Below are 14,039 nucleotides of genomic sequence, written 5' to 3'. Positions count from 1 at the left end.
GCCGAGGAGCGGGCAGCGGGGGCGAATCGCCCCGCTGCCGCAGAGGGCGCGGCCGCGGATGGCCGCCGCGCCGAGGGCCGTGCCGACGCGGCGAATGCGCAGGCGTCGGCGCCCAAGCAGGAAGCGGCGTGGATTGGCCGCTTCCTGCAGTGGCTCGGAGTCGGGCATGAGCGGCAGCTCCTGCACGGCGCCGAGGCAAGGCTGCCCGGCGGCTGGGATGCCGGGCAGGCTGCGGGCGCAGCCGCGACGCCCGGAGGGGCTGATGCCCCCGGGCAGGAGGCGAGGCCCGCCGCAGAGACGCTCAAGAGCGCGCTGCTCGCCCTGGCGTCGCATGACGATGTGCCGCCTGTGCTGCGCGAGGCGGCGCAGACGCTGGCCGGCCAGGTCACCGGCCAGCAATTGCTGCTCTCCTCCGACCGAAGCATGGCCGCCCCGCTCAGCCATATGACGCTGTTCGTTCCGATGAAAGGGCCCGACGGAGATACGACGGCGACCGTCCATGTCCAGACGAGACGCGGCCGCCGGGGAGAATGGGACGTGAACAATTGTCATCTGCTGTTCGACTTGCGGATGCGCCATCTCGGCGATACGGTCGTGGACGTGCAGGTTGTCGACCGGATCGTTTCCTTGAAGCTGCTGAGCGACTTTCCCGGAATGACGGCACTGATCGAGAATGCGCGCGAGGAGCTTGCCGAAGGCATGTCTACGGCAGGCTTTCAACTGCTCTCTCTGTCGGCTTCTCCGCTGCCGGAATGGAAGAGCGGCTCTCTCGCTTCGGCCCAGCCGGCCGACCATGCGCCGAAGACCGCCTTGGCCAGCGCCTATGCCGCCAAACCATACAAGGGAGTCGACTATAGAGCATGAACGAGGCGGGCCCAGGCAAGAAGCATGTACCGAAGAAAGCGGTGGCGCTCAAGTATGAGCCGGAGCAAGGCTCGGCGCCGATTGTCGTCGCCAAGGGCCAGGGCGTTATCGCCGAGGAGATTATGCGCCGGGCGCAGGAGAACGGCGTTCCGCTGCAGGAGGATTCCTCCCTGGTGGAGGTTCTGTCCAAGCTGGATTTGAACCAGGAAATTCCGCCGGAGCTGTACAGGCTGGTCGCGGAGGTGCTTAGCTTCGTCTATCGTTCGGACCGGCGCGCCGGAACGAAAATGAAGGGCGGCGGACGAACGCAGCCCTGAGTCTGGCGGAATGGGCGGCTTGATCGGCGATCCGACAATATATCTTGACAGCAAAAAAAGCCGCGATTATGCGGCTTTTTTGCTGCTTGTTTCGCCCGAGCGTCCGCAGGCGGTCTGCTGCCGCCTTAAGGCGTCTGCGGCTTTATCGGTTCGACGCCGATTGTAAGTCCGGTATCGCCGGGATCCTTCATTTGAATATTCGCGATAAACCAGCCTTCTCTGCCATCGGAGACCGTTTTCTTTACCGTGACGATCGCCGAGCCTGAGCCCTGCCAATTGGAAGACGCAAGGCCGTAATCGAACGAGAACCTTGTCGTCGTTTTGTTCACGATTCTGGTCTTGAGCTTTCGGATTTCGGTCATATGCGGACTGGAGCCGCCCGTCGTCCAATAGTTCTCTTCGAATTCCTTTTTCGTTTTGGCCCGCAGGCCGGAAGAAAACACGGCGAACTGCAGCGTTCCATTGCGGTTCTGAATGCCTCTGACCCACGTATCCAAAGCTTCTTTGGCGGTAGCAGGCACCAGTCCTCTCTTCAGATTATCGATCTGGACGGCTTGCTGGGCCGAGTCCGGGAGCGTGAGCTGCAGCTCGTTGTTGGCGGTATCGTAGACCGCTTTTCCCTTAAATACTTCGGCAAGCCGGTCAATCGGAACAAGCGCTTTGCCGTCTTTGACCTCCAGCTCCAGATACGTCGGCTCGTACGCTTGTCCATTGATCGTCAATTTCAGCTTCGTTCCCGCATAAGCGGACCCGGCAACAACGATAGCACCCAGAGCGGCGCAAGCAACAATTTTGGATAGGGCTTTCATCAATGATCAACCTCATTTGCCGTTTTAGTCATTTGATCCGCGGCCTGGAAAAGTTCATCCATCCACCGGACTTTCGTCTATACTCGATCATTCCCGGAAAGCCGAAGCTGGCCGTGGAGCAAATGTCCATACTCGGTCATTCTCGGAGAGCAGAAGCAGGCCATGGAGCAAATGTCCATACTCCGTCATTCCCGGGGAGCCGAAGCAGGCCATACAGCAAATTTAGCAGCTCGTCTTGGCATTCTGAAGCTGTCTCTTGCAGGCAACAGACACGGATGAGGGAGCATTAGATGCAAAATGTACAACTAGATTCTTCAATATGGGAATCGAGTACGCGTCTAGTTGTACTGAGTACAACTAATTCGAGTGAAATCCAATCCTTTGGCAGAGAAACCTATGATTAGTTGCAGTATGGCACTTATTTTCCCGAAACGATATCAAGTCCTGAGATTAATTGTACTTTATACAAATAAATTCAGGCGTGCAACGTACTTACTCTTCCAATGTGACTTGATAGAACGACGGAAGACGAAGGCCGCGCATAAGGGACAGAACCCGGACCGCCGCATGATGCTCGGACTGCCGTGCCGACGCCCGGACCGCCGCATGACGCTCGGACCGACGTGCCGACACCCGGACTGCCGCATGACGCCCAGACCGCCGCATGACGCCCAGACCGCCGCATCGACGCATGGACCGCCGCATGACGCTCGGTACCTCCGCATCGACGCCCGGACCGCCGCATGACGCTCGGACTGCCGTGCCGACACCCGGACTGCCGCATGACGCCCAGACCGCCGCATCGACACCTGGATCGCCGCATCGACGCATGGACCGCCATGTCAGGGGCTATACGACCTGCATGCCGCGGCAGTTAGGCGAGTCGCCCAACCATGTATGGCCTCTGCGAAGGATTTCCGCCTCGCAGACCGTTGGCGGGCAAAGTCGGTCCGTGGTATAGTGGATTTACAAGAAACCGCTTCATTTGCAATCATTGGCCGGACTTCCATTTCAAGCGAGACTCGCTTGCGGCCCGGAGGCGCTGTACGAGGAGAGGTAGCGATGAAGAAAGCGGACAGCCCGTCGCCGGCGAAAAGCCTCAAGACGGAGACAGGGCGCGCGGGAGAGGCGGCCGCCGCGGAATATTTGGCGCAAGCGGGAATCGTCCCCGAGCGGCGCAATTGGCGCTGCCGCTACGGCGAGATTGACCTGATCGCGCGGGACGGGGATACGCTCGTCTTCGTCGAGGTGCGCTCCCGGACGAACCCGACGCGGTTCGGTACGGCCATCGAGGCGGTTACGCCGCGCAAATGCCGCCAGGTACGCGAGGTTGCAGCCGTATATCTGAAGCAGCGCGAGGTTGCCCCGACGGCTGTGCGTTTCGATGTCGTGGCCGTCACGTTCGGCAGCGGCGGCGTGCGGGAAATTCGCCATCTTCCCGGCGCATTCTGAGCTTGATCGACAACGCCTTCTGCTGCGCCATGCTGACGAACCGCCCTGCCCGGGGCGGTTTTTTCGCGCGGATCAAAGCCGATGCGACTAAGGCTCCCGGCCGTTCGGAGCAGGGCGTGTAAACGTTTTTGAAACGGAATGTAGCCTATTGCGTAATGAATAGAGACGATTTGACGAAACCAAGGAGGAACAACGCTGCATGGAACTGGAAACAATACCGAGAAGAAATAACAATCCGCTTGATTTGCCGCCGGGCTTGCTGAAGAAAATCGGCCTTGGCGTCGCTGCATTGCTGGTGGTCATTATTGGCTATTCCTGCTTTTATACCGTACAGGAGCAGGAGCGGGCGGCTATTCTTACCTTCGGCAAATATACGGGGGAGTCGACTGCGGGTCTGCACTTCAAATGGCCTTATCCGATTCAGCAGGTCGTCATCGTGCCGGCCGAGCTGACCCAGCGCATTCATATCGGCTACCGCCAGAACGGGGATGTCTCTACGCCCGTCGAGGAAGAAGCGATGATGATCACGGGAGACGAGAACATCGTATCCGCCGACGCGGTCGTACAATGGAAAATCAGCAATATTCGCGAGTATCTGTACAATATCGACAATCCCGAGCAATTTTTGCGCAACGCGGCCAGCTCTTCCATTCGCTCCGTAATCGGCTCCGAGAAGCTTGACTACGCGATCACGGACGGGAAGACCGTCATTCAGGACAAAGTCCGCGAGAAGCTGCTGGAGCTGCAAACGAAGTACCATACGGGCATTCAGATCATCGATATCAAGTTCCAGGACATCGAGCCGCCGAGCGGCCTGGTGGAGGACGCCTTCCGCGAGGTCACGAACGCCCGCGAGGAGAAAAATACGAAGATCAACAATGCGGCCAAATACGAGAACGACAAGATTCCGAAGGCGCGCGGGGAAGCGCAGGCGCTGATCGAGAACGCCGAAGCCGAGAAGAAATCGCGGATTCTCAACGCCGAAGGGGACGTGGCGCAATTCAACGCGATCTATATGGAGTATGTGAAGAACAAGGGCGTTACCGAAAGCCGCTTGATCGTGGAGACGCTCGAGAAGGTGCTGCCTAACGCGAAAATCTTCATCTCCGATTCCGGCGGCGACACCGTCAAATATTTGCCGATCAATGAGCTGCTGCGCAATACGGGCGCCGCATCGGGCACGGCATCGGGTACAGCGTCCGGAGCAACGGGCGCTCAGCAGGGAGGGGCGTCCAAATGAGTAAAAAGCTGATTATCTTTCTTGGAGCGGCGATCGTCGCCATTATTCTGTTGGCCAGCTCGCTGTTCGTGGTCAAGGAAGGCGAATACAAGGTCGTCCTGAAGTTCGGAGAGGCGGTCAGGGTGGAGGAAAGCCCCGGCCTGTATTTCAAGATTCCTTTTATCGAGAGCGTCTCTCAGCTACCTAAATATCAGATGACCTATGAGAGCAACCCGACCTCGATTCTGACGAAGGATAAGAAACCGATTATCGTCGATAACTATACCGTATGGAGAATCAAAAATCCGCAAAACTTCCTGAGAACCGTTCAGACGGTCAGCGGCGGAGTGCAGAGGATCGACGAAGCGGTGTACAATTCCGTGCGGCGCAAGCTTTCCGAAATCAATTATGATAATATCATTAGTGAGAATACGGCACGCGGCAACATCAACGACGAGATAACGAAGGACGTCTCGGAAGCTATCCTGCGGGATAATTACGGCATCGAGGTGGTCGACGTTCGGATCAAGCGCACGGATTTGCCGGAAGGCAATAAGCAGAGCGTGTATAATCGGATGATCTCGGACCGCCAATCGATTGCCGCCCGCTATCTGTCGGAGGGCGACGAGGAGTCTCGCAAAATTACGTCGAAAGCGGATCGCACGGCTACGGAGCTGCTTGCTCAAGCCGAGGCCGACGCCAAGAAGATTATCGCGCAAGGCGAGCAGCAAGCCGCGAAAATCTATAACGAAGCTTACGGCAAGGATCCCGCGTTTTACAGTCTCTACCGGACCTTGCAAAGCTACGTAACGACGCTGAATAACGAGCCTGTCATTATGCTGCCGATTGATTCGCCGTATACTCGCATACTACTGGGCAAATAAGGCGTGCCCTTCAAGAGGGTGAATCATTCTGACCAATTTACCGTTACCGATGGAGCAATTCAAACGATTCAAGGACGAAATCACCCGATTTTTAATGATGTACAAATTCGCGCTGGACTCCTTGGAGACGAAAATCGAAATTCTGAAGGAAGAGTTTCATTTTCTGCATGATTATAATCCGATCGAGCATACGAAATCGCGGTTGAAATCGCCGGAAAGCATTTTGAACAAAATCAACCGGAAGGGATGCGATATTTCCTTCCCCAGCATCCGCAGCAACATCAAGGATATTGCCGGGCTGAGGATTACTTGTTCGTTCGTGTCCGATATCTATCGGATTCGGGATATGCTCGGCAATCAAAGCGATCTGACGATTCTGGAGACGAAGGATTATATTCAGAATCCGAAGCCGAACGGCTATCAAAGCCTCCATCTCATTCTGGGCGTGCCGGTGTACATGTCGGATCGCCAGGAGCGGGTATGCGTGGAGGTGCAGATTCGCACGATCGCGATGGATTTCTGGGCGAGTCTGGAGCATAAGATTTTCTACAAGTACAACGAGACGGTCCCGCCCAGATTGCTCCAGGAGCTGAAGGAGGCCGCAGATTCGGCCGCCGCTCTCGACAAGCAGATGGAGAGGCTGCACCACGAAATCGCAGAGATCAAGGAAAGCCATATGGAGAACGGAGGAACGGGGACGAAGCGGATTATTATCCGCGACGAGGAGTTTCAGATTCCCGCCGCTCTGCTTGAACTGATCGACATCGGGCAAGGAAACGAATAGTTTCCTTGCTTTTTTTTGTCGTATAGGAGGCTGGCCTTATGCTCTCTCATCAAGCAAGGATAGGGCCGTCTCAATGCTCTGTCTGACGAGAGTGCGATCCGGTCTAGATTTCAGCATGACCGTCAGCCCGATCATAGCGATGACAAGAAAATGAGCAAGCGCCTCGGCATTCAGCCCTTTGGATAATTCTCCTGTTTGTTGTCCTTGTTCAATCGTTCCCTTGAATATTGCCGCCAAATACATTTGATGCTCGCGAGTGAGAACCGCATATTTAGGATCATGCGGAGCAACCTCGACCATCGTATTTATGCTGAAGCATCCTCGTTGCACATCCGTATTCTCCTGTTCTTCCGTCCCCATGTGTTCAAACAGCTCCCGAAAGGCCGCTTTGACGGAATCGCCATGCTGAAGCCGCGACCTGATCTGGGAGGCGTGCCAAGCCTGATATCGACGCAATGCGGTTTCGAAAAGCTCCTGCTTGTCCCCAAAGGCGGCATACAGACTCGGGCGTTGAATCCCCATGAGAAGCGATGCGCTGCGAAGATTCTGTCAATAAGCTTATTGCCGCAACCTAATTTACATTTCATTGCCAATGTAAGCGCTTTAACCTACTATGAGAGACATAACCCCTCGCTCTTGCCGAAGTGCGGAACAAGGGGGACTATGCGGAAGGGAGATTGTCCTGTGGGTACAAAAACGGAAAAGCAGGCATCTGGCAAAGGCATCAAGATAGCGGTGCAAAGCTTCGGACGGTTCTTGAGCGGGATGGTGCTGCCGAACATCGGCGCCTTTATTGCTTGGGGATTGATTACGGCCTTATTTATCGAGACCGGCTGGCTTCCGAACGCCGATCTGGCCACTCTGGTTGGGCCGATGATTACTTATCTGCTGCCGCTGCTGATCGCGTATACGGGCGGCAATATGATTCACGGCGCGCGGGGCGGGGTGCTGGGAACCGTCGCCACAATCGGGGTAATCGTGGGCACGGATGTCCCGATGTTCCTGGGAGCGATGATCGTAGGTCCATTGGCTGCGTGGATCATGAAAAAATTCGATCAAATGGTAGAAGGAAAAATTCGTGCAGGCTTTGAAATGCTCGTCAACAATTTCTCGGCGGGGATTATCGGGGGCGGCCTTGCGCTATTGTCCTACAAGATCTTCGGACCGATCGCGGCGGGCATCAGCAAGGTGCTGGGCGAGGGCGTCGGATTTCTGATCGACCACAGCCTGCTGCCGCTGGCCAGCATCATCATCGAGCCGGCCAAGGTGTTGTTCCTGAACAATGCGATCAATCACGGGGTGCTGGGTCCGCTTGCGCTGGAGCAAGCCTCGTCTGCCGGGAAATCGATTATTTTCATGCTGGAGTCGAACCCCGGTCCCGGATTAGGCATTTTGCTGGCGTATATGCTGGTCGGCCGCGGGATGGCGAGACAATCCGCGCCGGGCGCGGCGATCATTCACTTCCTTGGAGGCATTCACGAAATTTATTTCCCTTACATTCTGATGAATCCCCGCTTGATTCTGGCTGCGATCACAGGCGGCATGGCAGGAGTGTTCACTTCTCTGGCCTTCGGGGCGGGGTTGGTGGCGGCGCCGTCGCCGGGCAGTATTTTCGCTTACATCCTAATGGCGCCCAAGGGCGGGCTGTTTCCGGTGCTCGCGTCCGTAACAGTAGCTGCGGCGGTGTCCTTCCTGGTCGGATCGCTCCTGCTGAAGACGAGCAAAAAAGTCGAAGAGGATTTGGACAAAGCGAAGGAAAGCGTGCAGCAGATGAAAAATGAAGCGAAGGGCATCGCCCAAGTCGGCGCGGCCGCCGTTGTCAAGGACAAATCGGAGGTAGCCAAGGTCGTCTTTGCCTGCGATGCCGGCATGGGCTCCAGCGCGATGGGAGCCTCGATTCTGAGAAAGAGGTTTAAGACCGAAGGGATCGGCGTGACGGTCGTCAATACGGCGATCAGCGATATTCCGGGCGATGCGGATATCGTCATCACGCATAAGACTTTAACGGCGCGGGCGTTCCAGAAGGCGCCGAACGCGGAGCATCTTTCGATAGACGATTTCCTGAAGAGTCCCGCGTACGACGAATTGGTCCAAAGATTAAGCTAAGAATACTCGTCTCAGCGCCGGCGGCAACGTCGGCGGTGAGCATATTTTGATATCCTGCGGGCCGGATGAACATACCGAAGGCGCGCGTCCTTGGGGAGGAATTAAGGGATGGCGAAGTTGTCGAACCGGCAGCGCCAAATCATGAGCATTCTGCTCAACCATCCACAGGACCAGACGGCAGGCAGTATCGCGGAAGAAATTGTGGTGAGCGCGAGAACGGTTCATCGGGAGCTGGGAGATATTCAACACATTCTTGCTTCCTTGGGCATGAAGCTGATTAAAAAGTCGGGCATCGGCATCCAGATTCAAGGCAGCGAGCAGCAGCTGGAGCGGCTGAGTCAGATGCTGTTTCAGCATAGCAGTCCCGAATATTCCGCGGAGGAACGCAGAGTTTTGATGTTATGTCTCTTATTGGAGCATGAGGATCCCGTAAAGCTGTTTTATCTGGCTTCGGAGCTGCAGGTAGCGACGCCGACGATCAGCAGCGATCTGGATTTTCTGGAGGAGGAGTGGATCGCCAGGTACGGCTTGACGCTCGTCCGCAGAAGAGGCTACGGCGTGGAATTGCAAGGAGAAGAGGCTGCCAAGCGACGGCTGATCGTCGAGCTGGCCATTCATTTTCTGGACGATTCCGATCTGTTCGGCAAGCATGTGGAGCAGCCGGTTCACCCCCTGACGAAGGCTCTGCTGGCCCTGGTTGGCAAGGAACTGTTTTTCGAGACGGAAAGAGCGCTGTGGACCTTCGAGAAGACGTACCCCACGGCGCTGTCGGAAGAAATGTACACCCATCTGCTGATTCATCTGTCCGTTGCGTTGACCCGTATTCGCAAAGGCCGGTTGATTGAGGGGGATTCCGGAACGGGGGCTCCTGCGGACGAGCGCTTGCAGCTTTTCAAGCGGATTTTGCAGCTTGAGGTTAACGAGCGGGAAAGCGATTATTTGCGCAAGCTGCTGCAGTGGTGGGAGCATGCCGATGCGCAGGAGTGGCAGTTCAGGCAGGATATGCGGCTGGCGGACCTGGTTCATCAGCTGGTGGAGCAAGTCGCCGCGCAGGCGACGGTCAAGCTTCCGCAGCCCGATCGCTCCTTGACGGAAGGGCTCATTCATCATTTGAGCTCGTCGTTGGATCGGATTCGCGAAGGCATCGCTATTCGCAATCCTTTGCTAGCGCAAATCAAGAAGGATTTTCCCGAATTGTTTCAGATCGTCAAGCTCAGCGTGCATCGCGTCTTGAAGGGGATTTCCGTGCCGGACGAGGAAGTCGGCTTTCTGGTCATGCATTTTGGCGCCGCCTTGGAGCGAGCCAGGCAATTTTCCCGAACCGTCCGTTCGCTGCTGGTCTGTACGAGCGGCATCGGCTCCTCCAAGCTGTTGGCCGTGCGACTGGCCAAGGAGCTGCCCCAGGTCGAGCTGATCGACCACGTATCCTGGTACGAGGCGTCGAGAGTTCCGCAGGACGAATACGATTTGATTATTTCGACGGTAGACCTGCCCTTGCCAATAGATCAATACATTAAGCTAAGCCCGCTATTGACGCCGGAAGAGACGGAGTCGCTTCGAGCCTTCATTCAGAACATCACGCTCAAGAGGGCCCCCGTGAGAACGGAGAAGAAGCCGCGTCCGTCCGCGATCAACAGCTTGCGTCAGATCAAGATGTACTCCGATATCATGCTGAAGCTGATCGACCGGTTCGAAGCGCACCGATTGGAAGAGCCCGACAACGCTTCGCTGCATGCCGTTCTGACGCTGATCTGCGACAGGATCAAGGAAGGCGAGCAGCTCGGACGGACGGAGCCGATCATCGCTCAATTAATCGAACGCGAGAGAAGCGGCAGCCAGATCATCCCCGACACGGAGCTGGCGCTGTTCCATACGAGAAGCCGGGAGGTGAAGCAGCCTTTTGTCTCCTTGTTCGATCTGAGGCGCCCTCTTGCCTTGAGGGAAGGACCGGCATACACGAAGCAAATCCTGCTGATGATCGCCCCGACGGAGCTGCCGAAGGCTTCCTTGGAGGTGCTCAGCGAATTGAGCGCGATGCTGCTGTTCCCCGAGCTGATCGAGCTGCTGAGAACGGGAGATGCCGAAGAGATCAAACAATGGATTTCCCGGAAGTTCGAGGAGTTCTTAAAAACCAAAGCGGAATGGAGAGAGTAGAATGGGAGTTTTATCGCCAGCTCAAGTGAAATTGAATGTCCGGGCGCAAGACAAATACGAGGTCATTCGTTTGGTGGGACAACTGCTGGTGCAGGCAGGGCATGTACCGGTTGAATATATAGATCGCATGATCGAGCGCGAAGACAGCCTATCTACCTATATGGGGGGAGGCTTGGCGATTCCGCACGGAACGAATGAGTCCAAGGCGTTGATTCGCTCAACGGGGATGGCCGTCGCGGTGCTGCCGGAAGGCGTGGACTTCGGCGACGGGCAGCTGGCGAAGCTGGTCATCGGGATCGCGGCGATCGGCGACGACCATATGGATTTGCTGACGAGCGTCGCCGTGCTATGCGCGGACGACGACAATCTGGAGCGGATTTTGCATGCTCCGTCGGAGGCTACGCTGATCGAGATTTTCGAGACGGGCGTGGCCCCATGAAGGCGGTTCATTTCGGAGCGGGAAATATCGGGCGCGGATTTATCGGGCTGACACTGTCGCAGGCGGGCTATGAGGTTTGTTTCGTCGATGTGAACGATCAAATCGTTTCCTTGCTGCAGCAGCGAAGGTCGTACACCGTGAAGCTGGCTAACGATACGGGAGACGAGACCCGGGTAAGCGGCGTTACCGCTCTGCACGGCAGCCGCGCGGAGCAGGTGGCTGCGGCGATCGCGGAAGCGGATCTCGTGACCACGGCGGTCGGGGTCGGCGCGCTGAAGCACGTCGCTCCCGCTCTGGCGCAAGGAATCGCCCTGCGCCTCGCTCAATCGGACGCGCCTCCTCTTCACGTGATTGCTTGCGAGAATACGATCGGGGGCAGCGCGCAGCTGAAGGGGCTGACATATGCGCTATTGAACGAATCCTTCATTCGTCAGGCGGAGCAGCGAACGGCGTTTCCCGATGCGGCGGTGGACCGCATCGTACCGATTCAGCAGAACGAGGACCCGCTGGAGGTAGTCGTAGAGCCGTTCTTCGAATGGGTCGTCGACGAATCGGCTCTCCTGGAAGGAGCCGGGCGGATAGACGGCATTCATTACGTGCCGGATTTGGAGCCCTATATTGAACGCAAGCTGTTCACCGTTAATACCGGACATTGCGTGGCGGCTTATCATGGATACCTTGCCGGATATCGGACGATTCAAGAGGTGATGGCCGACGGGAAGCTGAAGGACGAAGTGCTGCGGACCTTGATGGAGACGGGAGACATGCTTGTTCGAAGGCATAGTTGGGACAGTCGTGAGCACAGGAGGTATGTTGAGCGGATTCTGGAGCGCTTTGCGAACCCGCACTTGACGGACGAGGTGGCGAGAGTCGGACGCTCTCCCATTCGGAAGCTGTCCCCGCAGGACCGGCTCGTCCGTCCGGCCAGGCTTGCGCATGAGTCGGGGCTGCCCACGGAGCAACTGGCCTCCGGCATGGCGGCCGCTCTGTTCTTCGACGCTCCCGACGATCCGGAGGCCGCGTCTCTGCAAGCCGAGCTGGCGGAGGAAGGGCCGTCGGCCGTCATCGAGCGGTATACGGGTTTGCCTTCCGGGCATCCGATTCTTCGGCAAGCGCTCGCTCGGTACGAGGTGTATTTGCAGCTTCGAACAAAGGGGGAAGAGACATGAACCGAATCATGAAGCATAAGCTAACGGGCACGGCGGCTTCTCCCGGCTATGCGATCGGCAGGGCGATAAGGCTGGAGCAAGAGCGCTATGTGCCGGAGCCTCGGACGGTCGACAATGCGGAGCAGGAATGGCAGAGGTTTCGGGAAGCGGCCGAGCGCGCCCGAACGGAGCTTCAACACCTTCGCGACAGGACCGAGCAGCGGCTGGGCGCCGAAAAGGCGGACATTTTCGCAGGGCACCTTCTGCTGGCATCGGACCCGGATCTGCTGGAGGGGGTGCGCCTGAAGATTGCGGAAGAACGGCAAAGCGCGGAAACCGCGTTGCATGAAGTGGCCCAGATGTACATGGATATGCTGAAGGCGATGGACGACGAGCTGCTCCAAGCTCGCGCGACGGATATCGGCGACGTATCCCGGAGAATGATGAACCAGCTTCGCGGGGTGGCGAATCGGGAGCCGGAATGGACGGAAACGGGGATTCTGGTATGCGAGGACTTGACCCCTTCGGATACGGCGCAATTGGATCTGAACGTGATTCAAGCCTTCATTACGGAGATCGGCAGCCGGACTTCCCACTCGGCGATCATGGCGCGCTCGATGGAGATTCCCGCGGTTGTGGGCGTGAACGGGGCGACCGACCGAATCGACGATGGGGAATGGGTCATCGTGGATGCGGTAGAAGGGGCTGTAATCGTCTCTCCGGATGACGATACGAGGGCCGACTACCTGGCCCGTAAAGAGGCCTATGATCGGCGACGGCAGGCGCTTCAGCGGTTGCGGGATCAGCCTACGCGCTCCAGAGACGGCCGGCAGGTCGAACTGGCCGCCAACATCGGCGGCATCTCCGATCTGGAGAAGGTGCTGGAGAACGGGGCGGAAGGCATAGGCTTGTTCCGCACCGAATTTCTGTATATGGATCGCGCCGACTTCCCTTCCGAAGACGAGCAGCTTCAGGTATATCGGCACGTGCTGCAGAAGATGGGGGATAAGCCCGTCGTCATTCGCACGCTGGATATCGGGGGAGATAAAGAGCTGTCTTATATGAGCTTGCCCAAGGAAAGCAATCCCTTCCTGGGATTAAGGGCCATCCGGCTTTGCCTGGGTCGCGAGGATTTGTTCCGCACGCAGCTTCGAGCCTTGCTTCGGGCGAGCGCGCACGGCAATCTGAAAATCATGTTTCCCATGATCTCCGTAGCGGAGGAGCTTCGCCAAGCCAAAAAGCTTCTGTACGAGGAGAAGCAAAGCCTGCAATCGCAAGGCTATTCCGTCAGCGAGAGCGTGGAGATCGGGATGATGGTGGAGGTGCCGTCGGCGGCCGTCGCCGCCCATGCCTTCGCGCCCGAAGTGGATTTCTTCTCCATCGGCACCAACGATCTCATTCAGTACACGATGGCGGCCGACCGGATGAACGAAGCCGTCTCCTACTTGTACCAGCCTTGTCATCCGGCGATTCTCAGACTCGTCAAATGGGTCATCGACGCGGCGGCCGGGCAGGGCAAATGGGTAGGCATGTGCGGCGAGATGGCCGGCGACGAGCGGGCGATCCCGCTTCTGCTGGGGTTAGGCCTGCACGAGTTCAGCATGAGCGCCAGTTCGATCTTGTCGGCCCGCGCGCAGATTGCCGAGCTGGATTATGCGGCATGGAGAGAGCATGCGGCCGAAGCGTTGTCCATGTCGGATCAGGATCAGGTGAATCAGTGGGTTCGTCGGCAAACGTCCGGCCCGTCAAGCCTATAGCGAATGCAAAGTCCAGCGGTATGATGTCAAGTCCCTGAATTGAGCGATTTGGAAATTTTCTTGAGCAGAAAGCGTGCGAGTCAGGGAAAAAGGGCGCATCAAACCA

The 14,039-nt window shown here is 57.3% G+C and carries 13 protein-coding genes and 1 pseudogene; 11 read left to right on the top strand and 3 right to left on the bottom strand.

Annotated features, from left to right (window positions below; translation table 11 throughout):
- Window positions 1-864: pseudogene (locus ACFO1S_RS14320) on the top strand (hypothetical protein); the annotation flags it as partial.
- Complete coding sequence (locus ACFO1S_RS14315; RefSeq protein WP_204601502.1) at window positions 861-1,181, top strand: EscU/YscU/HrcU family type III secretion system export apparatus switch protein; 321 nt, start codon at window positions 861-863, stop codon at window positions 1,179-1,181. The pseudogene ACFO1S_RS14320 and the gene ACFO1S_RS14315, both read left to right, overlap by 4 nt.
- Before the next feature lie 125 nt (window positions 1,182-1,306).
- Here ACFO1S_RS14315 and ACFO1S_RS14310 read toward each other — a convergent pair whose 3' ends face one another.
- Window positions 1,307-1,993 (bottom strand): hypothetical protein, encoded by a 687-nt coding sequence (locus ACFO1S_RS14310; protein WP_204601503.1) that lies wholly within the window; start codon window positions 1,991-1,993, stop codon window positions 1,307-1,309.
- 489 nt (window positions 1,994-2,482) lie between these two features.
- The gene (locus tag ACFO1S_RS14305) at window positions 2,483-2,695 is read right to left on the bottom strand and encodes a hypothetical protein (protein WP_204601504.1); all 213 of its coding nucleotides are present in this window, start codon (window positions 2,693-2,695) and stop codon (window positions 2,483-2,485) included.
- A gap of 357 nt (window positions 2,696-3,052) precedes the next feature.
- On the opposite strand from ACFO1S_RS14305, the gene ACFO1S_RS14300 reads away from it, so the two are divergent.
- The 4 genes from ACFO1S_RS14300 to ACFO1S_RS14285 all read left to right on the top strand — a co-directional run bounded on the left by ACFO1S_RS14300 (window position 3,053) and on the right by ACFO1S_RS14285 (window position 6,329).
- Window positions 3,053-3,442, top strand: a complete 390-nt coding sequence (locus tag ACFO1S_RS14300; RefSeq protein ID WP_204601505.1) for a YraN family protein — start codon at window positions 3,053-3,055, stop codon at window positions 3,440-3,442.
- A gap of 199 nt (window positions 3,443-3,641) precedes the next feature.
- Window positions 3,642-4,682, top strand: a complete 1,041-nt coding sequence (gene hflK / locus ACFO1S_RS14295; RefSeq protein ID WP_204601506.1) for an FtsH protease activity modulator HflK — start codon at window positions 3,642-3,644, stop codon at window positions 4,680-4,682.
- Window positions 4,679-5,545: a protease modulator HflC gene (gene hflC, locus ACFO1S_RS14290; RefSeq protein ID WP_204601507.1), complete on the top strand. Its 867-nt coding sequence runs from the start codon at window positions 4,679-4,681 to the stop codon at window positions 5,543-5,545. The genes hflK and hflC overlap by 4 nt, the downstream gene beginning before the upstream one ends.
- 49 nt (window positions 5,546-5,594) lie before the next feature.
- On the top strand, window positions 5,595-6,329 hold the full coding sequence (locus tag ACFO1S_RS14285) for a GTP pyrophosphokinase (RefSeq protein WP_204601508.1): 735 nt from the start codon (window positions 5,595-5,597) through the stop codon (window positions 6,327-6,329).
- A 36-nt stretch (window positions 6,330-6,365) separates the two neighbouring features.
- On the opposite strand, the gene ACFO1S_RS14280 is transcribed toward ACFO1S_RS14285, so the two are convergent.
- Window positions 6,366-6,851: a TetR/AcrR family transcriptional regulator gene (locus ACFO1S_RS14280; protein WP_204601509.1), complete on the bottom strand. Its 486-nt coding sequence runs from the start codon at window positions 6,849-6,851 to the stop codon at window positions 6,366-6,368.
- A gap of 141 nt (window positions 6,852-6,992) precedes the next feature.
- Between ACFO1S_RS14280 and ACFO1S_RS14275 the strand changes: the two genes are divergently transcribed.
- From ACFO1S_RS14275 to ptsP, 5 genes are all read left to right on the top strand, one after another.
- Window positions 6,993-8,435, top strand: coding sequence for a PTS mannitol transporter subunit IIBC (locus ACFO1S_RS14275; RefSeq protein WP_204601510.1), 1,443 nt, complete (start codon window positions 6,993-6,995; stop codon window positions 8,433-8,435).
- A 108-nt stretch (window positions 8,436-8,543) separates the two neighbouring features.
- Complete coding sequence (locus ACFO1S_RS14270; RefSeq protein WP_204601511.1) at window positions 8,544-10,589, top strand: BglG family transcription antiterminator; 2,046 nt, start codon at window positions 8,544-8,546, stop codon at window positions 10,587-10,589.
- A 1-nt stretch (window position 10,590) separates the two neighbouring features.
- The gene (locus tag ACFO1S_RS14265) at window positions 10,591-11,028 is read left to right on the top strand and encodes a PTS mannitol transporter subunit IIA (RefSeq protein ID WP_204601512.1); all 438 of its coding nucleotides are present in this window, start codon (window positions 10,591-10,593) and stop codon (window positions 11,026-11,028) included.
- Window positions 11,025-12,197 (top strand): mannitol-1-phosphate 5-dehydrogenase, encoded by a 1,173-nt coding sequence (locus ACFO1S_RS14260; protein WP_204601513.1) that lies wholly within the window; start codon window positions 11,025-11,027, stop codon window positions 12,195-12,197. Before ACFO1S_RS14265 ends, ACFO1S_RS14260 begins: the two co-directional genes overlap by 4 nt.
- Window positions 12,194-13,933, top strand: coding sequence for a phosphoenolpyruvate--protein phosphotransferase (gene ptsP, locus ACFO1S_RS14255; protein ID WP_378127000.1), 1,740 nt, complete (start codon window positions 12,194-12,196; stop codon window positions 13,931-13,933). The genes ACFO1S_RS14260 and ptsP overlap by 4 nt, the downstream gene beginning before the upstream one ends.
- Window positions 13,934-14,039: the final 106 nt, after the last annotated feature.

This window comes from Cohnella boryungensis (assembly GCF_042651945.1).
GTDB classification, from domain to species: Bacteria; Bacillota; Bacilli; order Paenibacillales; family Paenibacillaceae; genus Cohnella; species Cohnella boryungensis.
The sequence above is the reverse complement of the archived record's forward strand: the minus strand, read 5'-3'. Positions and strand labels throughout refer to the sequence as shown.